Origin of the sequence: Dyadobacter sediminis, from assembly GCF_005860765.1 — a bacterium.
GTDB classification, from domain to species: Bacteria; Bacteroidota; Bacteroidia; order Cytophagales; family Spirosomataceae; genus Dyadobacter; species Dyadobacter sediminis.
Map to the genome: position 1 here is coordinate 923,345 of NZ_VCEI01000011.1, position 23,652 is coordinate 946,996.

At 46.5% G+C, this 23,652-nt stretch carries 16 protein-coding genes; 7 read left to right on the forward strand and 9 right to left on the reverse strand.

The window, feature by feature from the left end; genetic code table 11:
* The first annotated feature begins 4 nt into the window (after positions 1–4).
* From FEM55_RS04610 to FEM55_RS04620, 3 genes are read left to right on the forward strand one after another with little or no spacing between them, the layout of a single operon-like run.
* Positions 5–1,183, forward strand: coding sequence for a cysteine desulfurase family protein (locus FEM55_RS04610; RefSeq protein ID WP_138280113.1), 1,179 nt, complete (start codon positions 5–7; stop codon positions 1,181–1,183).
* A 46-nt stretch (positions 1,184–1,229) separates the two neighbouring features.
* On the forward strand, positions 1,230–4,421 hold the full coding sequence (locus FEM55_RS04615; RefSeq protein ID WP_138280114.1) for a SusC/RagA family TonB-linked outer membrane protein: 3,192 nt from the start codon (positions 1,230–1,232) through the stop codon (positions 4,419–4,421).
* Positions 4,422–4,434: 13 nt separating this feature from the next.
* The gene (locus tag FEM55_RS04620) at positions 4,435–5,877 is read left to right on the forward strand and encodes a SusD/RagB family nutrient-binding outer membrane lipoprotein (RefSeq protein ID WP_138280115.1); all 1,443 of its coding nucleotides are present in this window, start codon (positions 4,435–4,437) and stop codon (positions 5,875–5,877) included.
* Between the two features lie 177 nt (positions 5,878–6,054).
* Here FEM55_RS04620 and FEM55_RS04625 read toward each other — a convergent pair whose 3' ends face one another.
* From FEM55_RS04625 to FEM55_RS04655, 7 genes are all read right to left on the reverse strand, one after another.
* On the reverse strand, positions 6,055–7,272 hold the full coding sequence (locus FEM55_RS04625) for an MFS transporter (RefSeq protein WP_138280116.1): 1,218 nt from the start codon (positions 7,270–7,272) through the stop codon (positions 6,055–6,057).
* A gap of 15 nt (positions 7,273–7,287) precedes the next feature.
* Positions 7,288–10,053, reverse strand: coding sequence for a TonB-dependent receptor (locus FEM55_RS04630; protein ID WP_138280117.1), 2,766 nt, complete (start codon positions 10,051–10,053; stop codon positions 7,288–7,290).
* Between the two features lie 31 nt (positions 10,054–10,084).
* Positions 10,085–10,642, reverse strand: coding sequence for a carboxymuconolactone decarboxylase family protein (locus FEM55_RS04635; protein WP_138280118.1), 558 nt, complete (start codon positions 10,640–10,642; stop codon positions 10,085–10,087).
* A gap of 25 nt (positions 10,643–10,667) precedes the next feature.
* The gene (locus FEM55_RS04640; protein WP_138280119.1) at positions 10,668–11,225 is read right to left on the reverse strand and encodes a carboxymuconolactone decarboxylase family protein; all 558 of its coding nucleotides are present in this window, start codon (positions 11,223–11,225) and stop codon (positions 10,668–10,670) included.
* 197 nt (positions 11,226–11,422) lie between these two features.
* Positions 11,423–12,049, reverse strand: a complete 627-nt coding sequence (locus tag FEM55_RS04645) for a hypothetical protein (protein ID WP_229209091.1) — start codon at positions 12,047–12,049, stop codon at positions 11,423–11,425.
* Between the two features lie 54 nt (positions 12,050–12,103).
* Positions 12,104–12,748 carry a response regulator transcription factor gene (locus FEM55_RS04650; RefSeq protein WP_138280120.1) on the reverse strand — a complete coding sequence of 215 codons (645 nt, stop codon included), beginning with the start codon at positions 12,746–12,748 and terminating at the stop codon, positions 12,104–12,106.
* 151 nt (positions 12,749–12,899) lie between these two features.
* Positions 12,900–15,842, reverse strand: coding sequence for a sensor histidine kinase (locus FEM55_RS04655; RefSeq protein ID WP_171036463.1), 2,943 nt, complete (start codon positions 15,840–15,842; stop codon positions 12,900–12,902).
* A gap of 469 nt (positions 15,843–16,311) precedes the next feature.
* On the opposite strand from FEM55_RS04655, the gene FEM55_RS04660 reads away from it, so the two are divergent.
* Positions 16,312–16,674, forward strand: coding sequence for a DUF4174 domain-containing protein (locus FEM55_RS04660; protein WP_138280122.1), 363 nt, complete (start codon positions 16,312–16,314; stop codon positions 16,672–16,674).
* A 25-nt stretch (positions 16,675–16,699) separates the two neighbouring features.
* Here the strand turns inward: FEM55_RS04660 and FEM55_RS04665 are convergent, their stop codons facing one another.
* Positions 16,700–17,041 (reverse strand): cupin domain-containing protein, encoded by a 342-nt coding sequence (locus FEM55_RS04665; RefSeq protein ID WP_138280123.1) that lies wholly within the window; start codon positions 17,039–17,041, stop codon positions 16,700–16,702.
* Between the two features lie 404 nt (positions 17,042–17,445).
* Between FEM55_RS04665 and msrA the strand changes: the two genes are divergently transcribed.
* Positions 17,446–17,937, forward strand: a complete 492-nt coding sequence (msrA, locus tag FEM55_RS04670; protein ID WP_138280124.1) for a peptide-methionine (S)-S-oxide reductase MsrA — start codon at positions 17,446–17,448, stop codon at positions 17,935–17,937.
* A gap of 56 nt (positions 17,938–17,993) precedes the next feature.
* On the opposite strand, the gene FEM55_RS04675 is transcribed toward msrA, so the two are convergent.
* On the reverse strand, positions 17,994–18,818 hold the full coding sequence (locus FEM55_RS04675; protein ID WP_138280125.1) for an HAEPLYID family protein: 825 nt from the start codon (positions 18,816–18,818) through the stop codon (positions 17,994–17,996).
* A 1,008-nt stretch (positions 18,819–19,826) separates the two neighbouring features.
* Between FEM55_RS04675 and FEM55_RS04680 the strand changes: the two genes are divergently transcribed.
* Positions 19,827–21,617: a glycoside hydrolase family protein gene (locus FEM55_RS04680; protein WP_138280126.1), complete on the forward strand. Its 1,791-nt coding sequence runs from the start codon at positions 19,827–19,829 to the stop codon at positions 21,615–21,617.
* 1,029 nt (positions 21,618–22,646) lie between these two features.
* On the forward strand, positions 22,647–23,642 hold the full coding sequence (locus tag FEM55_RS04695) for a ScyD/ScyE family protein (RefSeq protein WP_138280128.1): 996 nt from the start codon (positions 22,647–22,649) through the stop codon (positions 23,640–23,642).
* Positions 23,643–23,652: the final 10 nt, after the last annotated feature.

Genomic DNA, 23,652 nt, shown 5'->3' on the forward strand with positions numbered 1-23,652 from the left:
GACTATGGAGATTTATTGTGACAATGCCGCAACAACAGCCCTTGATCCGGAAGTGATCGAAGCCATTCTTCCTTTTTTAACACAAAACTTCGGAAACCCTTCTTCGTCCCACTGGGCGGGAAGAAAAGTAAATGAGGCCATTGCGGATTCTCGCAGGCTTATCGCCGGAATTCTGAACGCGTCGGATGATGAAATATATTTCACTTCGGGCGCTACGGAGGGAATTAATCTCGCTATCTCGGGTGTTGTGCTTACATACGGGATAAATCATGTAATAACGAGCAAAATCGAACATAAGGCCGTTTTGCAAACCATTTCCCAGCTTGAAAAGAAAGGAGACGTTGAAACAAGTTTTGTAAAACTGGATGAACGCGGCAATGTCGATCTGGATCATCTTGAAAATCTGCTAAGGGCCAATCCCCGGACGCTCATCTGTCTGATGCACGGCAACAATGAAACAGGAAATCTTACTGATATCAAGGCTGTCAGTAAACTTGCACAACAATATAATGCCATTTTCTTCACGGACACCACGCAGACCATCGGCAAGTACCGGTTCGATCTGGAACAGATACCTGTCGATTTCCTCGTCGGGTCTGCGCATAAATTTCACGGGCCAAAAGGTACAGGATTTATTTACATCAATAAAAAACACCGTATCAAGGCGCAGATTTTTGGCGGCGGGCAGGAGAAAGGGCAACGCGGCGGAACGGAAAACGTGATCGGCATTATCGGGCTGGCCAAAGCGATGCAAGTGGCTTACCGCGATCTGGACGCCAATCTGGAAAAAACCGGCAAACTGAAACAGTACATGCTTTCCAGACTGGCCATCAGCGGTGTTCAGGACATGGACTATAACGGCGAAAGCCGCTCGCTGGAAAAAAGCCTTTCGAATATCCTGAATGTATCCTTTCCATGTCTGCCGGAAGGAAGTCTGGTTAAAATTCTGGATGCATCGGGTATTGCTGTTTCGGGAGGCAGCGCATGTTCCAGCCAGGGCAGCTCGCATGTGATCAGCGCACTCCGATGTCGGCAAAACAGAGAAAATGTCCGTTTTTCTTTCAGCAAGTTCAACACTTTTGACGAGATCGACCACATTGTGCAGGCCATTGCAGGCATTTACAGAGCCGGACAGGCTGCGCAGCAAAATCAATCCCGGTTTCACTTTGAATTAACCAACTGAGCCAATACACGCTCATCTATATCTGTTTAAGTATTATCTCTACATCATGAATAAAAATTTAGTCTTCATTTTCCTCCTGTTCAGTATTGTGCATGCGTCATTTGCACAGAATATCAGTGTTACCGGCCGGGTAACGTCCAGAAACGACAACGAAGCCCTGCCCGGCGTAACCATTCTTATCAAAGGAAGCTCCAAAGGAACGGCCACCGACATTGATGGTCGCTATACTATAGATGCCGCATCAGGTGCTACGCTCATTTTTTCCTTTATCGGCCTGAAATCCACCGAACTGACTGTGCCTGAAAACGGCAAACTGGATGTGCAGCTGGAAAGCGACGAAACGATCCTGCAGGAAGTTGTTGTGACGGCGCTCGGCATTGCAAAAGAGAAAAAATCACTGGGTTATGCCGTTCAGGAATTGCAGACCAAGGATATTGCAGAAGCGCGGGAAAACAATCTCGTGAATGCATTATCGGGTAAAATTGCCGGTGTAAACATCACAAACAGTCAGGGCGGAATGGGCTCTTCCCGGATTGTGATCCGCGGCGAAACCTCCATTGCAGGCAATAACCAGCCGTTGTTTGTAGTCGATGGAATTCCGATTGACAACTCGCAGCTGGGTGCCGGCTCGGTTGGTTCGCGCGATTTTGCCAATGCAATTTCCGATATCAACCCCAACGACATTGAGTCGATCAGCGTCCTGAAAGGTCCGAACGCGGCTGCATTGTACGGATCGAGGGCTTCCAACGGCGTCATTCTGATCAAGACCAAATCAGGAAAAGGCACGCAAAAAGGGCTCGGCGTAAACGTGAATTTCGGCTACACTTTTGATAAACTGCTTGTTTTGCCTGAATACCAGAATGTTTACGGTCAGGGAACAGGCGGCGCTTTCTCTTATGTCAACGGAAAAGGCGGCGGCATCAATGACGCAACAGACGAAAGCTGGGGTCCGAAAATGGACGGCCGGCTGATTCCGCAGTTTTTCTCCAACGGCGAACCGGCCCCGTTCGTCGCGCACCCGGATAACGTCAAAAACTTTTTTGAAACCGGGCATACAAGAACAACCGGCGTCTCGGTTTCGGGTTCCAATGAAAAGCTGGATTACCGTTTTTCATTCAACAACAGCAAGCAGACCGGCGTCATCCCGAATACGGATATTTCCAAAAACGCGTTTGGTGTCAACACCACTTACCGCCTCAACGACAAGCTGACGCTAACGACCAGCGCAAACTTCTCCCGCAACAGTTCGGATAACCTGCCGGGGACATCCGGAAGAGGATCAAGCGTCATGCTTCAGTTCCTGTGGTTCGGGCGTCAGGTGGATACGGAACTACTGAAGGATTACAACAAAGGTGGTTTTGATTACAACTGGAACCACAGTTATTACAGCAATCCGTACCTGCTTCAATATGAAAATACCGTTCAGCAACGTCGTGACCGCTTTTTCGGCAACGTAAACCTGAACTATAAAATTACGGACTGGCTTACGGCAACGGTGCGTACCGGAAACGATTATTACAATGACAAACGTAAATTCAAGGTTGCTTACGGCACAAACGGTACGCCTTTCGGTTCCTATACGGAAGACAGCTACATTGTGAATGAGAACAATACAGACTTCAATTTCAACTTTCACAAAAATGTAAGCGCGGATTTCGAACTTGACTGGCTTGTCGGCGGTAACCTGCGCAGCAATTTCAACGAACAGAATTATCAGCAGGCTCCGAAGCTGGCCGTTTCAGGATTGTATACGCTCAACAATTCCCGCGATCCGCTGGTATCCAGCAATGTGCTGCGCAAACAAAAGGTTTACAGTGCATTCAGTTCGGCCCAGCTGGGTTTCCGGAATTATGCCTTTCTTAACCTTACAGCCAGAAATGACTGGTCCTCAACGCTGCCGACCGGGAACAACTCGTATTTCTATCCATCCGTTAATGCCAGTCTGGTCCTTACGGATGCATTCAATATCAAGAGCAATGTGCTGACTTATGCCAAGCTGCGCGGCGGCTGGGCACAGGTTGGAAAAGACACAGACCCTTATCAGCTGATCAACACCTATCCTTTCAACCAGCCTTTCGGCAGCAATCCGTTACTGACTGTTTCGGATGTGTTACTGAATGCCGACCTTAAACCGGAAATTACAAAATCGACCGAAGTCGGTGCGGACGTGGCATTGTTTAAAAACCGCGTAAGACTGGATGTCAGCTATTACAATACGGACAGTTATAACCAGATTTTAAGAGCAGACGTAAGCCCTTCCACCGGATACAAGCAAAAGCTGCTGAACGCCGGGCACATCAACAACAAGGGCTTTGAGGCCATGCTGAATGTAAAAGCCATTGAAACCAACGCAGGTTTCAGATGGGATGTCGGCATCAATTACTCAAGAAACAGAAGCAAGGTCATTGCACTCGACGACGAAGGATTTCTGAACGATTACAAACTGGGAACCAACGGTGTTACGGTTTATGCCAGCAAAGGACTGGGTTACGGCGCATTGTTCGGCTCGGCTTTTGCCCGCAATGCAGCAGGCGAAATGATCATTGGCTCCACCGGAATCCCGACAAGAGACCCCAACCAGAAAGTACTGGGACATTACCAGCCCAAATGGATCGGCGGAATCACGAATTCGTTCGCTTTCAAAGGATTTAACCTGAGTGTTCTGATTGATACCAAACAAGGCGGCTCCATCTATTCGGCAACCAATGCAACCGGCCGTTACACAGGCGTTCTGGCCTCGACACTGCCGGGAAGGGATGCGGAACATGGAGGGCTTACCTATTACTATCCGGGCAACAACAAATCAGGCGTTGCGGTGCAAATTGCCAATGCAGCAGCTGCGCCAACAGGCGCTGTGGTTTACGAGGACGGCATCATTGCGCCCGGCGTTACAGCAGACGGCAAGCCAAATACGACTATCGTTTCTGCGGAGCGCTATTACAAAGGCGTTTACAGCAACAGTGCAGGTATCAACGAGGCAAGTGTATTCGACGCATCCTTTATCAAACTGCGCGAGGTTAAACTGGGTTATACGGTTCCGCAATCCTTTGTATCGAAATACAAACTGCAAAGCCTGATCTTCTCGGTCTACGGCAGAAACCTGGCTTTCCTGCAGAAAAAAGCAGACAACATTGATCCGGAAACGGCTTTCAACACCGGAAACACAGGTCAAGGACTGGAATCCCTGCAATTGCCGACCACCAGTTCTTACGGATTTAATATTTTAATTGGCTTCTAACTGACAAATCATCATGTTTAAAAATATAATAGTAAAAGGGATTGCCATTGCTTCACTGTCGGCATTTTTGATAAGCTGCCAGGACGAACTGGAAGAAATAAACGAGAACCCGAACGAGGCGATCAGCGCACAGCCGGAATACCTGCTGGCCAATTCGATCAAGTCCAACGCGGATGTAATTCTGGGATCGGATGCCTCCATGGAAACGACCACCTTATATGTACAGCACTGGGCCAAAATACAGTATACGGACGTTGACAAATACACGGTCAGTATTTCCAATATCCAGAACATCTGGACAAACCTTTACTCACAGGGACTAACGGATTATAACCGGATCATTGAAATCGGGGAACAAACGGAAAATGTAAATTATCAGGCCGTTGGACTGATCCTCAAATCATGGACGTTTCAGATCCTGACCGATCTCTACGGCGACATTCCTTACAGTGAAGCAGGGAAAATCGATCAGACACTGACGCCGAAATACGATGCACAAAGAGATGTATATCTTGGCTTGTTAAGCGACCTGAAAAAAGCTTCGGACCTTATCAATCCTGCCGGCAGCCCGATCAGCGGTGATGTGATTTACAACGGTAACCTGAACAAATGGAAAAAGTTTGCAAATTCCCTGCGGTTGCGTATCGCACTGCGCATTGCAGACCGTGAACCTCAAATTTCAAAAACAGTTATTGCAGAACTTGCTGCGGATAAAAGCCAGCTGATTGCATCCAATGATGAAATTGCTCAATTGAATTATCTGGCTTCTCCGAACCAGAACCCGGTTTCAAGAGACCGGGAAACGCGTGATGATTACCGTGTGAGCAAATCGGTGATTGACAAGCTTCAGGAATTGAAAGATCCGCGGCTGGCCATTTTCGCAAACAAAACCGTGGATGCCACGCCGACCGGATACATTGGCGTAACGAACGGATTGCCGGCGGATTCTTCGGCCAAACTGGGATTTACAAGAACTTCCAGACTGGGCGATTATTTCACCGCCCCTACTTCACCGGCTGTGTTTCTGAGCTATTCCGAGGTATTGTTTAACCTGGCCGAAGCGGCACAAAGAGGCTTTATTGCCGATAAGCCGGCGGAATTGTACAATGCGGCGGTTACCGCTTCTCTGCAGCAGTTCAAGGTAAACAGTGCAGACATTACGACGTACCTCGCGCAGCCTGCCGTTGCATACAATCCGGCCAATTTCAAGAAATCCATCGGTGAACAGAAATGGCTTGCCTTGTTCAGTCAGGGACCCGAAGCCTACACGGAATGGAGAAGACTGGATTTTCCCCAGCTGAAACCGGCTTATGCAGGTGTGCTGGACGGTAAAATCCCTTCGCGGCTCATTTACCCGACCGGCGAACAGGCACTGAACGGCGCCAATTACAAAGCGGCTGTTGCCAATCAGGGCGAAGACCGGTTGACTACGAAATTGTGGTTTGATGTTTTTTGAAACTAAATGCCTGTTCCGGCAAATGGGAACGGACATAAGTAACGGAAAAGCCTGATAAAAGAACGCCTGAAAGAATGAAGAGTTCATCATTGTTTCAGGCGTTTTTATTTTGGTTAGCTACTTCTGCTGGTTGTACTGAAATCCGTCTGCCTGATTTACTGACATGTCATTTCAAAGTTATTTTGCTCTTGCTGTTACGATGAATGCCACGAGAAACGGAGCTGTAAATACCAGCAGGGCATTGCCGAACCCACCCAGCATACTGACCAGCGAACCAATGAAAAAAACGGCCGTAGCCGTAAAAAAACGACCGATATTAAAACAAAATCCCGTTGCGGTTCCCCGGATATTTACCGGGAACAATTCAGGGATATAGCTTGACAATGCACCCTGACTGATCCCGAAGCAGAAAGACAGCATTGCGGTTTCAACATAAATGATACCTGAAAATACACGGTTGGTAAGAAACAGAATGCAGCACATGATGAGGCAAACAGCAAAGGTCGCCATTAAGGTGGCTTTTTTGCCAAACCTGTTGATCAGCATGCCGGAAAATATTCCGCCGGTAATCCCTCCTGCTCCAAGCAGCACCATAATGAGGCCGCGTTCCTTTTGTCCTTCGTGTCCGTCGGCAAGCAATGTCTGCACCCATGTCGGCAGCCAGGAGAATATGCCCCAAAGCCCGATCAGTACGGACCCGAAAATGACAGATCCTGAAACCAGGTTAGCCCGGTTACTTTTATGAAAAACATTTTCTTTACGATTTTTTATAATTTTCATATGCTTCCATTTGTCCGACTCCGGTGCTGCCATCCCGATGATCAGCGCAGCGATAACCGGAATGATCCCGATGCCAAATGCCGTGCGCCAGTCTGAAAAAATCAGGTTGAGACTGCCTGTTGTTACAATGCCTACGGGAAAGCAGACGGCCAGAATGCCCAGCATCACCGCACTGCTGCGCTGTTCCCAGATCTCCGAGATGTACACGGTCGTAATCAGCAGTACGCCGCCTACGCCCATGCCCGACAGAAAACGAATGGCAAGCAACGTATTCAAATCGGGCACGATGGAAACCAGACAAGTGCCAAATCCATACAGCGCTGTCACCAGCGCAAGCGATCGGACCCGGCCGATGTTATCACTTACAACTCCGAAAAGCAATCCGCCGCACATCCATCCATACAGATAAACCGCATTGACATAAGCGCCTGCTTTCCCGAGTTCGGCCGGTGATAAAGTTGCCCCTTTCAGCTCCGGAACGGCAACCGGCAAATACACAGACATCAGCGTGGAGACTGTTCCGCTCAGGATGTAACTTACGGCACACAGTCCAAAAGCAAACCATTTTTTGCTCATGCTGATCGTTTCAGCATTGTTTATTTCCAGTGTTTCCATTAAAGGCGTATTCGGTTACCTGAATAACTGATCAAAATTGAGGCTTATATAATACAAGCCGCCTACTGCCGGTGAGCCGTATGCCTGCACGATGTACCGGTTGCCGATATTGGAACCGCCCAGTTTTACAATGGTTTTCATGCTGGGTATGCGGTAGCTGACCTGCGCATCCACCAGGTTGTATGCCTGCACTTTGCCGGGCAGCATTTCAGTGAATGTTCCATACCAGTCAAAAGCACTCTGCCAGTGCCAGGCTACGTTGAAACCCAGTTTGTCGGTCAGTCTTGAATTTCCGAACACTACATTCGTTTTCCAGTTCGGTGTGTTAAAAGCCGGGATGTTGTTGGGATCAGCATTTCTGATGTTGAAATCAATATAAGTCGCGTTGCTACTGATCTTGTAATTCCCTGGCATGGAATACGTAATCCCAGCACTTACACCCTGGATCGAAACCTTGTCGGCGGCATTGGTATACAACTGGAACAACTGCCGGTCTGCACCCAGCAACTCGGCAGCGGCAGCGGGATTCACCGATCCGTCTGCAAGCAGAATATTCGATTTTGCCCTTGCCACCACGGTATTGATCATAAAATCGGTATACCGGCTGAAATAATAATTCACATCAAACAATACCTTTTTGCTGATCAGTCCCTTGTAGCCGATTTCATAGCTTTTAACCTTTTCGGACTTGATATACGGCACATTTGATTTGACCAGTTTGTCTTTATTGTTGGCAACGGCCTGTGGAAAAGGCGTTCCTTTCTGCATATCTGAGCCAAATGCATTGGCAAATGCAGAGAAGGAAGCGATTGTTACCGAATTTTCATATGCATTCAGTCCCTGCGAGTTCACCGGAGCGCCACCCAGAATAATGATAGGTCCGACATTCAGCTTGATGTACTGATCGCCGATTGTCGGATTTCGAAAGCCTGTCTGGTAAGAAGCGCGGAAATGGTGGTCTTCAGACGGTGAAAATACAGCCGAGGCTCTTGGCGTAAAACGTCCGGTAAAGTTTTCGTTTTTGTCATACCTGCCTGATAGCGTCAGTTTCAGATGATTTTTCCAGAATGACCGGGAAGCCTGCGCAAAAACGCCGTATTCTTCATTGGTCAGTTTTTTGTCTTTGTCATCAAAGAGCGTCCCGCCGGTATTGAGGAAATATTTGCGGTAGTTGCCGCCTACCTGAAAGTTGATGATTTTAAATACCGGACTAAAATCGTACATGCCTTCAATATGCCGCAGGCTGCACTGGCTCAGTATGCCCGCTCCGGCCAGCCCGCGCGTCCGGATCAGTCTTTCTCTGGCCGCATCATATGCCTCCGATCCCGGCAAAATCCTCCCTTGGTCCGCAAATGAACGTGCCATATTGTGATCCTGCGGCGTAACGCCGGTAACGATGCCTTTGTATGCGGCTGCGTAACGTTCAAACCATGTTGCGTCCGCCTTTTCCGGTGCTACCGTATTGCCGTTCAAATCTTTAACCCATGTTCGGTTAATCTGCTGCCCCAAAGCCCGGGTGTTGTAGGAATTGGTTGAATACTCGTGATTCGTGTACGCACGCAGATAAAAATTACTGCCTGTGAGTTCCAGCCTTTGCTGTACAAATTTGAAATCGTTAATCACAAAACGGTTACTGCCGGTATACTGCGCCGTACCCTGATTGTAATTTCCCTGATAAATCAATTCCAGCTTGCTGGTAATGCGGTAGTGCAGCGCCCCGTTCAGTTTGAGACTGTAGACGCCGTAGGTTGCAAGGTCTTTTTCTTCATACCCCGTACGTGCCACCCGGCCGATATCGGGCAATGTCTGCGCCACTTCGTCACCGTAAATGTTCAGCTGGTTTTTGCCGGGATTCTGAGGTCCGCGTTTTGCAGCCGGCGTATTGGGATCGATGTCTGTATAATCGTTGGCATACCAGTCCGTTCCTTTCAGATAGGATGCGTTTAACTTGAATGCCAGTCTGTCGTTAAAAGCTTTGGCATAACGCACGGCCAGGTCGTACAACGGCTTTGCACCCAGGTCGGTGCCGTCTCCGATGTGGTTCATACCAAACTTGGTCTGAGCACTCAGCCCCTGATATTCAAAAGGATTTTTAGTACTCGTATTGAGCATTCCGTTGAAAGCGATCGGTCCATACAATGCGGAGGCTGCGCCCGGAATCAGTTCAGCACTTTCGACATCGATGTCATGCGGGCCAAAAAGATTGCCCATTGCAAAACCCAGTCCGGAAGGCTGATTGTCTACTCCGTCCACCAACTGTAAAAAGCGGCTGTTGCCCGTCGTGTTGAAGCCCCGGGTATTGATTTGCTTGTAAGTAAGGCTGCTTGTGACCATATCCAGCGACTTCATGTTCACAAGTCCGTCGTAAAAATTGGCGGAAGGTGTTTGCTGGATCGTGCGGGCATCCATTTTTTCAATACTTACCGGAGAACGCATGATGTTTTCCTCCACGCGGGAAGCGGATATGACGACCTGATTCAGTTCTTCAATAGCGGGTTGCAAATAAATTTTCAGGATTTCACCGGAAGAAACTTCCTTTTCCAGCCGTGCATAGCCGACCAGCGAAATGACCAATGTTGCGGCACCTGACGATCTCAGTTCAAAATATCCGTCCGGGCCGCTGACAGTGCCTCTGGTGCTTCCTTTTATGGAGATGGAAACACCTGAAACGGGTTTTCCGGATTCCTGATCATAAATATGTCCGGAAATTCCGGTGGCCTGTGCGCATGCCAACTGTATACAACATACGTAAAGCAGCAAAAAGCATAAATATCTATTCATAGCCTGTTTTCAAATTTTGAGAAGGTTGATTCTATTTCAAATGATCGTAACCGTTTGGCAGGCGGTTGTAGCCGTTACTGACCAGCCTTTCTCCAAGCCCTTTGTAGAAATCCGGATCAGTCGGTGCAACGGTCGCCATTCCGTCCACATAGCGGTTGTACAGGCAAAACAAGGCTGCAATAAGCACCGTATCATGAATTTCAAGGTCGGTGGCCCCGTGATGCTTCGCTTCTGCAATGGATTCGGAAGTCACTGCTTTGCCGCTCACCTGAACCAGGCCGGCTATCTTTAGCAATGCTTTCATTTTATGACTCACAGGGGCTGCGTCAATATCCTGTTTCATGATGTGGCAGGTTTCCGTATCGCCCAGCAGCAGGTCCGCAGCTGCAGTATGTGCGGCGGTACAAAACCGGCATTCATTTTGGTGTGAAACGATCGTGGCAATCAGCTCGCGTTCGCCGGGTGTCAAGGTGGATGGACCTCTCAGCAAAAGCTGGGTCAGCACCCGAATTGGCTGCGCACTTTCCTGGCTATACTCGAGTAATCCTGTTATGCCCGGCAAGTGTCCGGGCAGCGGTATATGTGGCATTCGGATTGATTTTAAAGGTAAAATGTTAAATGGCTGTTTCATCCACGTTTCTTACATATCCTGTAAAGGCCATACGCTGACCCATTTCACGGTATGCTTCGTTATCCAGCGGAGCCCACGTACCCAGCCCGTCCACATACCGGTTAAACATACAGAATGCTGCAGCAATGAGGACGGTATCATGAATGGTCCGGTCGTCTGCGCCATGGGTGCGTGCAGCAGCTACATCTTCTTCTGTAACCTGCCTGCCGCTTTTCTGCACTTTGGCTGCTATGCCGAGCAATGCATGCAGCTTTGGAGAAAGGGCTATTTCCTGAAAACCGTGTTTGATGTCATCGATCAATGACAAATCGCATTTCAGGTGCGCCATTGCAGCGGATGCATGGGAAGTATGGCAAAAATGGCAGTCGTTCAGGTGCGATACGTAAGCTGCGATCAGTTCGCGTTCTCCGCTGGTCAGAGGAGATTCTCCTCTCAGTAATGTTTCAGCCAGTAACTGCAGCGGAACGGCAGTTTCAGGTCTGAAGCTGAATAATCCGACTATGCCCGGAAGTGTTTCATCGGGCAATGAAATATGTGCCATGTTGGAAAGGGTAATCTGTTCAAGTTATTTTTTGCTTTGATGCTCTGCTTTTGATGTGTCTTCACATCAGAAGCAGAACTTTCCTCTGGAAGAATGGCTGCATCAAAAATACAGGCTATACGTGATGTGAGGACACATCCCGTGCATACATGCAAACAGCAAACAATCAAACCGGTAGGAGGAAAAAGAAAAACAGACTAAAACAGATCCGGAGGCGGGAACGGGATTGCGGCAGGCAGTTCAGGTAAAACCACAAACGGTGAAGGGAATACAATCCTGTTATTTTCAATCCATTCCAGCACATAAAACATATGCTTGCAGCCATGATTCATATACTCTTTCAGAAAGTTTTTCAGGATCACCGAGCGGGAGCCCTGTTCGGAACCGGTGTTGCCATCGCCGACCTGATCATTGATTCTGGAGACAAGATCGTAAAAACGTTCACGCGCGTACTGGTCATATTCGCAGACTACCAAAAGTGTGTCGTTGATCAGCTGTTTGCTTTTAAGCTGGTAAAATTTACCATCATGCACAATCTGGCCCTCTGCCGGTTGCGGAAATTCCCAGTTATTCTGATAAGGTACAGCAACAGGCATTCTGATAACGATATCCTGAGAACCTGTCGATTGCTGAATAAAATCGTTACCCATGGCACTGACCGTCTGCCTGTCTTCCAACAGATAAACTATCGAGTAGCCTACCGTATTGTAAAGCAGCAGCACGAAAAGGAATATGGGGATAATCCTGCGCAAGTTGAAAATAAAAGTAAATTCCCTGAATGATGCAAATGTATAAAAACAAAGGAATCCTATTTCTATTTTCACATTATTTTTAGAAAAAATAGAATAAAAAGCGGTTATATGCAATCGGTCCGTAAACTAGTGTTGTACGATGCGGTTTTCAATGGCTTTTACAACAGCTTCTGAAACACTGTGGACATGAAGTTTCTGATACAGCCTTTTTACATGATTATGAACGGTATGAACCGAAATGAACAGATCTTCAGCAATCATTTTGTGGCTTTGCCCTTTAACGAGTTTGGTCAGAATATCCGTTTCCCGCTTGGAAAGGTCGAAGTTCCTTTTTTCCGGGCTCGGCTTCTTTTTACTGAAGTAATTCAGTATTCTGGCCGCTATGGATGGCGTGATCGGGGCACCGCCGTTTACGACATCGTAAATGGCTTCAATCAGCTTGTCGTTGGGCGCTTTTTTAAGAATATAGCCATTGGCCCCTGCCTGAATGCATTTGAAAATAGTATCGTCTTCTTCAAAGACTGTCTGCATGATGATGCTGGTTTCGGGATAATGCTGTTTCAGCAGCTTGACCCCTTCTATCCCGCCGACCTTGGGCATATTGATATCCATCAACACGACCGTGGGCGGATCACTGGCCAGGTTTTTAACCAGCCCGGCGCAGTTTTCGTAACTGCCCGTGCATTCCATTCCGGGCTGAAGACTAATAAGTAATTCTAACGCCTCACGTCGAGACTTGTGATCATCGTATACGACTACTTTTATCATCATTATTGCAGGGGTTCAAAGTCGATGCAATAATAATTCCAAAATACAGACTAAAAAATAGCCTAAACAGGCTAATTTCTTCTGATTTGCAAGGTACTTATTTAAAGGTAATCAGCCTGTAACCGGTCAATTCAGCCGGTTTAACAGACACCAACTAGAATACAAAGCGGAGTTTGGTACCCTTTCCAATTTCCGAAGTAATCATCAGCGTTCCCTTCAAGGCATTTGCCCGGAACCGCATGTTGCTCAGCCCGTTCCCGTTTTTTGCTGCCGCCTCCGGATCAAAACCCTTTCCGTCATCTTCGATGATCAGGTTTATCTGCTGGTTGCCGGTAGTCACCGCGATCCAGACATTTTTACCTTCTGCATACTTTGCAATATTGTTCAATGCTTCTTTGTAGATCAGATAAAAATCACGTCTTCGCTCCATCTGCAGTTTCATTCTGGAGAGCGACTCGTCAAACTGGAAGTGCAGCATATAGCCTTTTGCTTCAAAAAGCTGATATGCATGCTCACGCATTTTGATGATAATATGATCAAATGAATCGTTTTTCGTATTGATGTTCCAGACAATGTCGTTCATCGATTCCATAATTTCCGTTGCATGCTCCGTAATCTTTTTCAGCAGCGGTTCATTGTTAAAGGTTTTGATTCCGACATGCTCATGAACGATTTTCGAGTAAATAGCAATGGTACTGATCGAAGAACCGACTTCATCGTGCAGGTCGCGGGCAATCCGGTTCCGCAATCCTTCCAGGCGCATCAGCTGATTAATCCGGTATTTGTAAAACGCATAGCACGACGATATGATACTGATTGTGACGAATGTATAAAACCAGTACGTGCGGTACCACGGAGGAACGATCACCAGCAGCATGGATGCCGAATCCGTTCCCCACGAACCGTTCCTGAACTTGCCCTGTACAACAAATGTATATTTTCCGGGATCCAGATTCGTGTAAGTCGCTTCATTTTCCTCGGCTGCATAAATCCAGTCGTTGTCAAACCCCTGCATTTTGTACCGGTATACAATCCTCTTTTTTGCCCGGAAATCCATTCCTGCAAAGCCGAACGTAACCACATTTTGCACATAGCGCAGCGTTATCGCCTTCACATAGGAAATATTTTTTCGGATGGGCGATCCCGGTTTTGTAAAATCGACCGGCTTGTTGAACAGGCGGAAATCCGTGAACATTACATTCGGGGGCGGCAACGGTTTTATTTCTTCCGGATCAAAATAGTTCAGGCCGTTGAGGCCGCCGAACACAAATTTTCCTGTGGAAGTTCTGAGGTAAGCGTACCGGTTGAACTCATTTCCCTGCAATCCATCCTCTTCGTTGAAGTTCTTGATATTTCCCGAAACAGGATCCAGTTGGGTCAGGCCGTTATTGGAACTCAGCCACAGTTTTCCGCTATCGTCCGGTAAAATGCCGTAAATCACATTATTGGGAAGTCCGTTTTTGGTACTGTACCGTTTGAACAACCCGGTCTTTTTGTCCAGCCGGTTTAGTCCTCCGCCTTTGGTTCCAACCCACAGATACCTGTCCGGGTAGTGTGTGTCTTTCGCCAGGGCAATTACGAAATCATTGCCGAGCGACTGGCCGTTGCCTTCTTCATTGGTAAAAGGCCTGCTCATTTTTCCGTTCTTTGTATCAAAACGGTATAATCCCTCAACGGTTCCAAGCCATAGAAAATGATCATCTTCGTAAATGCACTGCAGGAAATCGAAGTCCAGCAGGAATGCAATGGAAGGATATGCAAAGCGCGAAAACGTTTCTGTAACAGGATCAAACCGGACAAGATAATTCCGGTAACCCATCCAAAGCTTGTTGTGACGGTCCGTAATCAGCGGAAACGGCGTTGATACAATATCGTTATAAGGAAGGCTGTATTTTTTCCCTTTTCCCGTTTTTACCTGATGCAGATAAACCGATGAAGACATGCCGATCCAGATATTCCCTGAAGAGTCCCTTGCAAGCGGCGATTCCGAAAGTGCCGTTAAAGACTGCTTCTTTATTTCCCTCAATCCGGTCATTTTTCTGCTGAGGTAAAGATTGCTCTTTTCCAGCTTTACGATTTGTAAATGGTGCGTAAGCAACGATTCCGGATCGAGTTCAAGAATCTGGTAAATGCTGTTTTCAGGTAATAAATGATGAAACGGTTCTGTATGCGGATCATACTTCAGCAAGCCGTACCCGCCCGAAGCAATCCAGACGACTCCGTTCCGGTCGGTGTACATAACCGTTGCTATTTCCAGTAATTTCATCTGTGCCGGATCAGAGGAATATACGTACCTTTCCATACAGGAATTCGGATCGATCAGCCTGACCTGTTTCTGATGATTTGCCCAGATCCGGCCCTGCTTATCCAGGGTCCAGCACGGTACTTCGCGGTTGGCTTCGAAGGCAGGCTGAGGATCTGTAAAGTCATACTTCAGAAAACGCCAAGATTGCTGGTCATTCACATACAGAATACGCCGGACGGTATCTTCCAGTATTTCAGGAATGGGAAACACAGCCCTGGGGCCAAACCGGAATCTCGGAATCAAAGTATAGGTTTTTCCGTTTCGACTGAATTGCAGTTCCCACACATGCGTATGGGTGGTAACCAGAATCCTGTTTTTGCTGTCAACAAAAACCTTTTCTGCCCAGAACTCATCTCTGTGCCGCTCAAATTCAGTATCCAGCCGGATGTGCGTAAAGTTGTATTTTCCACTTTTTTCAATAACGAGCCTGTCCAGGCCTTCTCTGGTTTCGATCCACAGGGCACCGGTCCGGTCTTCAGTAATTTTATTGATTCCATCAGACCGGATGCTGTTTTTTTCACCATGACGAAAATGCTTTGCCGTTTCCGTTTCCCGGTCAAACAAATCCAGGCCGTGATTTCTGGTCCCTATCCATAACCGCCCTTTTGAATCCTCAAAAATGCACGACAGATCATTCCCGCCAATGGTGGTGGAATCTTCCGGATCGTGATGATAGCTTGTCATTTTAGTTCCGTCATACCGGTTGAGCCCGTCGCTTGTAGTAATCCAGACAAATCCGTCGTGATCCTGCGTAATATCGCTGACGTACCCCTGTGAAAGACCCTCTGTCATGCCTACAGATTCAAATTTCAGTGGCGGGGCGAGCTGGGCTGCTGTATGGAAATTTCTGAAAAACATACAAAGAAAAACAGCACATGTGATCGTCTTTTTCACAGCCAGCCGTACACGCACAATACAGAAGTTTTTATCTGTCAATATCGCAAATGTTCTATATAATGACTTAATTCAATACAGAAAAACGGCATAGGCAAGGTGTTGCATGGAATTCTTTTCGTTTTGAGGACAAATTTATACTTAAGTCTTAGTTAAAGGCTGGTCAGGCTCTCAGGCTGTCTCCATTTCAATTGCTGCATGGTGGCCTGTTTTTAGCAACCATTGGATTTTACCGGACCATTCGGCCCTGGCAAATGGCATATGCTGTGCATAAAGGCATTGCCAACCGTTTCTTACAATTGAGAATGTTTTCAAAATCCGTTACAGCAAATTGGTGGCTGGCAGCATTTTTTTATCCAAAGGTTTTATGAAAACGATAACCGCACTCATGCTCATGATACTGACCATGGCCGATCAGCCCCGCAAGGTACTGCTGTTTTATAAACCCGCAGGCGAGCAACAATGGAAAGCGCAGTTGCAGGAACTGGAAGCAGCTCAAAAAGAAATCCGGGAAAGAGACATTGAAATCAGATCCATTTCCGGTTCTGCCCGGAATGCAGACGAATGGAAAAAGTGGAACGTCGATACTTCCGAAGCATTCACTTTTATCCTGATCGGACGCGACGGAGGCGAAAAACTCCGGTCTGCTGAAATTGTAAAAACCGACAAACTGTTCGGCCTCATCGATGCCATGCCGATGCGTCGAAGAGAAATGAAGAAAGAGCCTTGAAAGCAGGATCAAACCGGTTTGCTGCTCATTTTACAAAATCCTCGCGCATGGGCGTAAACATATCGATCAGTACGCCGGCTTCCTTGCACACTGCTCCGTGCATGATGTTGGATGGAATATAATAACCGTCACCCGCTTTTAAAGTCTGCTTTCTGTCTCCGATCGTGATTTCAAAAACACCACTTTCCACGTAGCTCATCTGCGTATGAACATGCTTGTGCGGCGTACCTATGCCACCTTTTTCAAATACGATTTTCACCATCATCATCTTCTCATCGTAAGACATGATCTTGCGTTTCAGCCCGCTGCCAAGGTCCTGCCACGGAATTTCCGAATCAATAATAAACTGTTTTCCTTTCGCTTCCATGGATGGAGATGTGGTTTGTGCAACTAATGGATTGGTTAACAGGATTATGGTTACAAAAGTTAAACAGATTGGTATAAGCCTTTTCATCATGCTGGACAGAAGTTAAATCGGGAGTCTGCAAACGCATGCAAATGTATCATTTATATCCTGAAACCTGCTTCTTGACGCGAGATTGTAGAAGTTAAAAACAACAACGTACTTCGTTTGAAATGTTCCTGTTTGTTATCAATAACGCTCCCAGCTGGCATTATACATCGGGAAACCGGAATACGACCGGGATTCCCGAACTGTAAACTGCATGCTTTTTACTGACACGATGCATTGTTCAATCTAACCATTTTCATGACAGAAAACCAGGAAGGCACAGAATTTTTGCTGTTTTAATTACATCTAAAATCAGACTTATGAATACTGAAAAAGCCATTCTGGCAGGCGGCTGCTTCTGGGGAGTAGAGGAATTGTTCAGGCACCATCCGGGCGTCATCTCGACGGTTGTCGGATACACCGGCGGCGATGTACCCCATGCTACTTACCGGAACCACGGAACGCATGCTGAAGGCATCGCCATTACATTTGACCCGGAAAAATTGAGTTACCGGAAACTGCTGGAATATTTCTTCCAGATCCACGATCCGACTACAAGAAACCGGCAGGGCAATGACATAGGAACTTCGTACCGTTCGGCTATTTTTTATCTGGATGAAAACCAGCGTGAAGTTGCCAATACATTGATTGCAGAAATGGAAGCTTCCGGAATATGGCCGGGTAAAATCGTTACCGAGGTTGTACCGGCCACTGATTTCTGGAATGCAGAAACGGAGCATCAGGATTATCTCCAGAAAAATCCGGGCGGATATACCTGTCATTTTGAAAGACCAAGCTGGAAGCTGAGTTAATCTTAAGTTATAACGAAAACGGCGTTGATAGTCATATTAACGCCGTTTTTTATACATCATCTTCTGGATTTGGGCTCAAATATAACTCTTGCCATAAAGCTCATTCCTTCGGCATGAAAGTTCGTCGGAATTCCGGTAACAAGTCCAAGTGCCAGATTGGAAGCGAGAATCAGTTTCATCTGTGGACGCAGCACCGTGCGGCGGCTCATGGAAGAAAACTCGTCATTTACCTCTAGCCCCACAAAGTTTCCGTCAGAAAGCACATAATGCATACTAGCATTGATCTGATAATATAACTCCTTTTTGGATTCTTCGGGTGTAAATTCCCATTCAGGCCCTGTGTAGATCATGGTATTTATTCTGTTCCCGAACTTTTTGGCCACAATAAAAAACGGACTGACAGAATTTCCTTTCAACATGCCCCGGCCATGACTCATTGAATAGAAAGAATGTGCACGAAATTCATGCATATACCCGCCTGCCATAGACATCTGATTTTTTTCAGAAACCAGAAATGTATATTGTGCAGCCAGTTTCATTCCTTCAATCCGGTTGCGGGGCACATCATTTCCTTCGTGTACATGTGTAGTTTTATAAAGTGCAAACGGCACTTCCACTTCCAGTCCCAGTCTGTTCAGGGGTGAAAATTCATATTCCACAAAAGAGTGATTGATCGTGTAATCTTTATGTCCTTCGACGCCGTATCCGACGTTCCATTCCTTCTCGCCCTTTCTCGCTCCAAGATCACGGATCAGATCCATATAGAGCGGCTCCGCATGACGGATTTTAAGGGGTTTTTCTTTCTGAACAGAATCAGTCTGCGCCATGACCGACAGACTTGCGACAGCGAACAGTATGGTATTGATTATGAAATTTTTCATGCATTTATCGTTTTTTGTTACAATGTTAAAGGTCAAAACCGGAAGGAATTGGGAATAAAAAAATGCATTTTTGAAAAGGGATTTAAAAATGGAACATGGTCAACAGGAGGCCCCGCCGGGGCCATCGTCACATGCGGCGATGCAATTGCTATAAACAGGAGGCCCCGCCGGGGCCATCGTCATATATGGCGATGCAATTGCTATAAACAGGAAGCCGCTCCGCGGCGAGTTGTAAAGGGAATGAGGAAGTATTTTGCACTTGTTTGAAAACAGCCAGCTCCGGAGGAGCTTACTTGTTTATAGCAAAAAGATTTAAAGTTATTACGTGGCTCCGGAGGAGCCTGCTGTTTATAGCAAATGGAATTTACACATACGATTTAGCTCCGGAGGAGCTTACTGTTTATAGCAAAAAGAATTTAAAGTTATTACGTGGCTCCGGAGGAGCCTGCTGTTTATAGCAAAAAGAATTTAAGGTTATTACGTGGCTCCGGAGGAGCCTCCTGAATACAGCGGTGCAATTATTACAAACAGAAAGCCGCTCCAATGATGCTTGAATAATAAATACAAACCCTAATTTACTTTTACTTACTAAAACCAAACTAAATGATTAATTACAAATGAGTAACTCTAATTATAATATGTATACAGTACTTACTTAATGTCAGTAAACTTGATATTAAAAAGTTTTTACAATTCCTCCCAAAGTTATATGATTGCAAATTGAATCAAATTGATGTTTTATTACTGAAACTTACAAGTTGATCCGTTCTTCAACCTTCCCTCCTGTCAGCAAGCAGAAAATTCAATTCCATAGCCATTATAGTTACCTAGTAACGCATATGTTCCTTAGTCAGGAAGCTTTTTAGTAATTACAAGAAATATTTTACTCGCTTGTTTTAATCCTTCGGTGCATTTGCATTCTGACCTAATCGCTGGTACAGGATTTATTATATGCGGTGAAATTTTAAAAGAACTTATAAAAAGTTCTTTGTACTTAAAAAAGCGGTTATGAAAAATTCTATTAACGCTGTTGAAATCTGGGGAGGATTAGAATGTACAATTAACCGGGTCAATGACAGTTATTTTGATCAGCTCGAGTATGCCGGTCATTATACACGGGATGAGGATATTGGCATGATTGGTTCACTTGGGATCAAAATCCTGCGGTATCCGGTTTTATGGGAAAGGCATCAGCCGGAACCGGATACAACTATTGACTGGCACTGCACGGAGGCTAAGCTTCAGCAGATCCGGCAGGACCATATGGACGTAATTGCCGGGCTTGTGCATCACGGAAGCGGCCCGCGGCATGTCAGTTTTTTTGATGGCAGCTTTGAAAAGGGTTTAGCAGATTATGCAAGGCTTGTAGCACAAAAATTCCCATGGATTCAATACTATACTCCCGTAAATGAGCCGCTTACCACGGCCCGGTTTTGTGGTCTTTACGGTCATTGGTATCCGCATCAAAGTGATGAACTCTGTTTTTACAAGATACTTCTCAGTGAATGCAAGGCTACAATCATGGCCATGCAGGCCATTCGCGAAATAAACCCATCTGCAGAACTGATCCAGACAGACGACCTTGGCAAGTGTTACAGCACACCACTGCTGAAATATCAGGCCGATTATGAAAACGAGCGCCGGTGGCTTTCTTATGAGCTGATCTGCGGTACACTTACGCCGGATCATCTTATGTGGAAACGTCTTGTTGAGTCCGGTATCAGGCCGGAAGAACTGTACTACTTTCATGAAAATAACTGTCGCCCTGCCATTGCCGGATTTAATTATTATATCACTTCCGAACGGTACCTGGATGAAGACATGTACAAGTACGACAGGCAGTATCATGGCGGAAACGGCATTCATTTTTACAGCGACATTGAAGCTGTTAGAGTTCCGCTTTTGGCGGAAAGTGGCCCGAAACTGCTTATCCGGGAAGCCTGGGAACGTCTCGGAATTCCGATTGCCATCACAGAATGTCATTTGTACAGTACCAGAGACGAGCAGATGCGCTGGTTTTGCCAGATGCTGAATACGGCAATGGCTTTAAGAAGCGAAGGAGTAGACGTGCGGGCTGTAACCGCATGGGCTTTGCTGGGCCTGTTCGGCTGGAACCGACTTGTAACGCAACCCTGGGGCGAGTACGAAGCGGGCATCTTCCATGTCAGCGGCGGACAAGTCCGGCCCACTGCGCTGGCAGCCATGATCAGAGCTTTGGCCGGCGGACTGCCGTTCAAGCATCCGGTTCTGGAAATGCATGGCTGGTGGCAACGCAAAATCCGACTGCTATCCACGTTCAGGAATGATTCGTCCGATGACTTTATGGAAAGTGAAAGCACTTGTCAGCCATTATTGATCTTTAGTAAATCCGAAACATTTACAAATGCGATGGGAAAAGTATGTTCCGACAGGAATATCCGCTGGATTTCAGTTAATACCGATAACCTGGCAGCCGGACCGGGATTGTATGAACTGGAGATAAAACGCCTTAATCCATGGGCTGTCCTCCACAGTCCGGCCGATGGTGCCCGGTTCCCATCGCATGAACACAGACTTACAACGCTTGCCAATCTGTGCGGTGAGCTTGGTGTCCGCCTGATGATCTGGTTTTCGAACAACGATTTTGGCAGTTATGAAAACATTCTTGATGCCAATCCATGTGCATTGATTTTAAATACTCCGTTGCATCCCGAACAATCGTACGAGTTATTGCATGAAGCACTTAACATGCTTCTGGATGAAAATTCGGGAGTACATGACATGGAAAATGGTACCATTCCGGAGCGCGCTTCCATCTGATTGAAATGTGTAACAACAGCATGTAAAATCCGGGCTGCTATGTAATTATAACAGAACTACTTCTGCCAAATTAATTTATACTTCTTACGTATTATATATACCGGCGTGTTTTCTATTTTCTGTCTGTCAATCATTTTTAAAAGTGAAAATTCGTAATAATTGTCTTGGAACCAACCAGAAATTATTTATTCTTGAGGAACCGGAAACAATTCAATTTTTTTGTCATTTGCTACAAACAGGAAGCTCCTCGGGAGCTACATAAAATGGCTCATTGATTATCACTTGTTACAAACAGGATGCCCCTCCGGGGCTACACTAATTAACTTGTTTGTTTATCACTTGCTACAAACAGGATGGCCCTCCGGGCCGATGTTTGCATTTGCCGCAGAGCGGCTTCCTGTTTCTAGCAATGGAAAAGGCATTTCACATTATTTCACATTCATAGCCCTGGAGGGGCCTCCTTTCAGTCGCTAATCTCAGGATGCCCCTCCGGGGCTACACTAATTAACTCGTTGTTTATCACTTGCTACAAACAGGATGGCCCTCCGGGCCGATGTTTGCATTTGCCGCAGAGCGGCTTCCTGTTTCTAGCAATGGAAAAGGCATTTCACATTCATGGACCCGGAGGGGCCTCCTTTCAGTCGCTAATCTCAGGATGCCCCTCCTGGGCTACACTAATTAACTTGTTTGTTTATCACTTGCTACAAACAGGATGGCCCTCCGGGCCGATGTTTGCATTTGCCGCAGAGCGGCTTCCTGTGTCTGGCAATGGAAAAGTCATTTCACATTCATGGCCCCGGAGGGGCCTCCTTTCAGTCGCCAACTGCAGGAAGCTCCTTCCGAGCACGTCCTGTTACTAAACCATAATAATTTCACGATTTTATCCATTCTGATCCGTTTAATAAAAAGGTACTCTGATGTTTGCTTTCACAAAAACAAAATTTTTCAAAAGTCTTAGTTTTGCGGCATAAGTATTTCTGCGTGAGCATCTTTATTATTTTTCCTACCAACTTTCAAACCTTATCCCAAATGAAAAAGTCCATTTTACTTTCTTTTGCTACATTCCTGACCCTTGCCATCGGCATTGCTGCCTGTACTACGGACCATGTAGTGCCCATTCCCGAACCAGCCCGGTTTGCAGTGACCACGGTTGATACTACATTACGCGCACCAATCGGACTGGATATGGATGGAGACGGAAATCTCTGGATTGCAGAAATTGGAACAGGAAACGATGACGGTGCTATTGTAATGCTTACGCCGGGCGGACAAAAAACAACCGTAATCAGCGGTTTTCATTCAGCAGCCGGACCCGAATCCAATGAAGGTTTGAGCCACATCAAATATATGAATGGCAAGTTGTACATATTGCATGGCATCGATGGTATTCTGTATGTTGCCGATGTTTCCAGTTTCAAAGCCGGAAACCCGCAAATTCCGGTGGCATCGCTGACAAAAACCGACATTGGTACTTACAGCAGAAGCCTCAACCTCACGGACCCGGTTAACTCCAACATTTTCGATATAGAATTTGACGGCGCAGGAAACTACTATGTGGCAGATGCCGGAGCAAATGCCATTTTCAAGTGGGATCAAAACAACGGTAACATTTCCCTTTTTGCAAAAATCCCTTCTGTTGCAGGCGGCACCATTGACGCAGTTCCAACCGGAATCGTATTTGACGGCAGCAAATTTCTTGTCAGTTCACTCACCGGTTTCCCTTTTGCACCCGGTAACGCAAAGATTTTTGCCGTAGACCTTAACGGCAATGTCTCTATTTACAAAGACGGCTTAACGATGCTGACGCACATCGAACTGAGTGCAAACAAAAAGCCGCTTGTAACCAAATTTTCAGACTTTGCCCTGCCAAACGGATTTGTTCCTTTCAGCGGAGCGGTACTCAACGAAGACGGAACGGTTCTGGCGGGCGGACTGATGATGCCGACTGATATCCGCAGAACCGGCGACAGACAATTTCACGTAATCAGCTTTGCGCTGGGACAACTTTACAAGCTGACTTACTAAGGAAAATAAA

Excerpts from the sequence above, each read along its gene's own strand:
- FEM55_RS04610 (WP_138280113.1), top strand. The coding sequence starts at position 5 with ATGGAGATTTATTGTGACAATGCCGCAACAACAGCCCTTGATCCGGAA.
- FEM55_RS04615 (WP_138280114.1), top strand. The coding sequence starts at position 1,230 with ATGAATAAAAATTTAGTCTTCATTTTCCTCCTGTTCAGTATTGTGCAT.
- FEM55_RS04620 (WP_138280115.1), top strand. The coding sequence starts at position 4,435 with ATGTTTAAAAATATAATAGTAAAAGGGATTGCCATTGCTTCACTGTCG.
- FEM55_RS04625 (WP_138280116.1), bottom strand. The coding sequence starts at position 7,272 with ATGGAAACACTGGAAATAAACAATGCTGAAACGATCAGCATGAGCAAA.
- FEM55_RS04630 (WP_138280117.1), bottom strand. The coding sequence starts at position 10,053 with ATGAATAGATATTTATGCTTTTTGCTGCTTTACGTATGTTGTATACAG.
- FEM55_RS04635 (WP_138280118.1), bottom strand. The coding sequence starts at position 10,642 with ATGCCACATATACCGCTGCCCGGACACTTGCCGGGCATAACAGGATTA.
- FEM55_RS04640 (WP_138280119.1), bottom strand. The coding sequence starts at position 11,225 with ATGGCACATATTTCATTGCCCGATGAAACACTTCCGGGCATAGTCGGA.
- FEM55_RS04650 (WP_138280120.1), bottom strand. The coding sequence starts at position 12,748 with ATGATGATAAAAGTAGTCGTATACGATGATCACAAGTCTCGACGTGAG.
- FEM55_RS04655 (WP_171036463.1), bottom strand. The coding sequence starts at position 15,842 with ATGACAGAGGGTCTTTCACAGGGGTACGTCAGCGATATTACGCAGGAT.
- FEM55_RS04660 (WP_138280122.1), top strand. The coding sequence starts at position 16,312 with ATGAAAACGATAACCGCACTCATGCTCATGATACTGACCATGGCCGAT.
- FEM55_RS04665 (WP_138280123.1), bottom strand. The coding sequence starts at position 17,041 with ATGGAAGCGAAAGGAAAACAGTTTATTATTGATTCGGAAATTCCGTGG.
- msrA (WP_138280124.1), top strand. The coding sequence starts at position 17,446 with ATGAATACTGAAAAAGCCATTCTGGCAGGCGGCTGCTTCTGGGGAGTA.
- FEM55_RS04675 (WP_138280125.1), bottom strand. The coding sequence starts at position 18,818 with ATGAAAAATTTCATAATCAATACCATACTGTTCGCTGTCGCAAGTCTG.
- FEM55_RS04680 (WP_138280126.1), top strand. The coding sequence starts at position 19,827 with ATGAAAAATTCTATTAACGCTGTTGAAATCTGGGGAGGATTAGAATGT.
- FEM55_RS04695 (WP_138280128.1), top strand. The coding sequence starts at position 22,647 with ATGAAAAAGTCCATTTTACTTTCTTTTGCTACATTCCTGACCCTTGCC.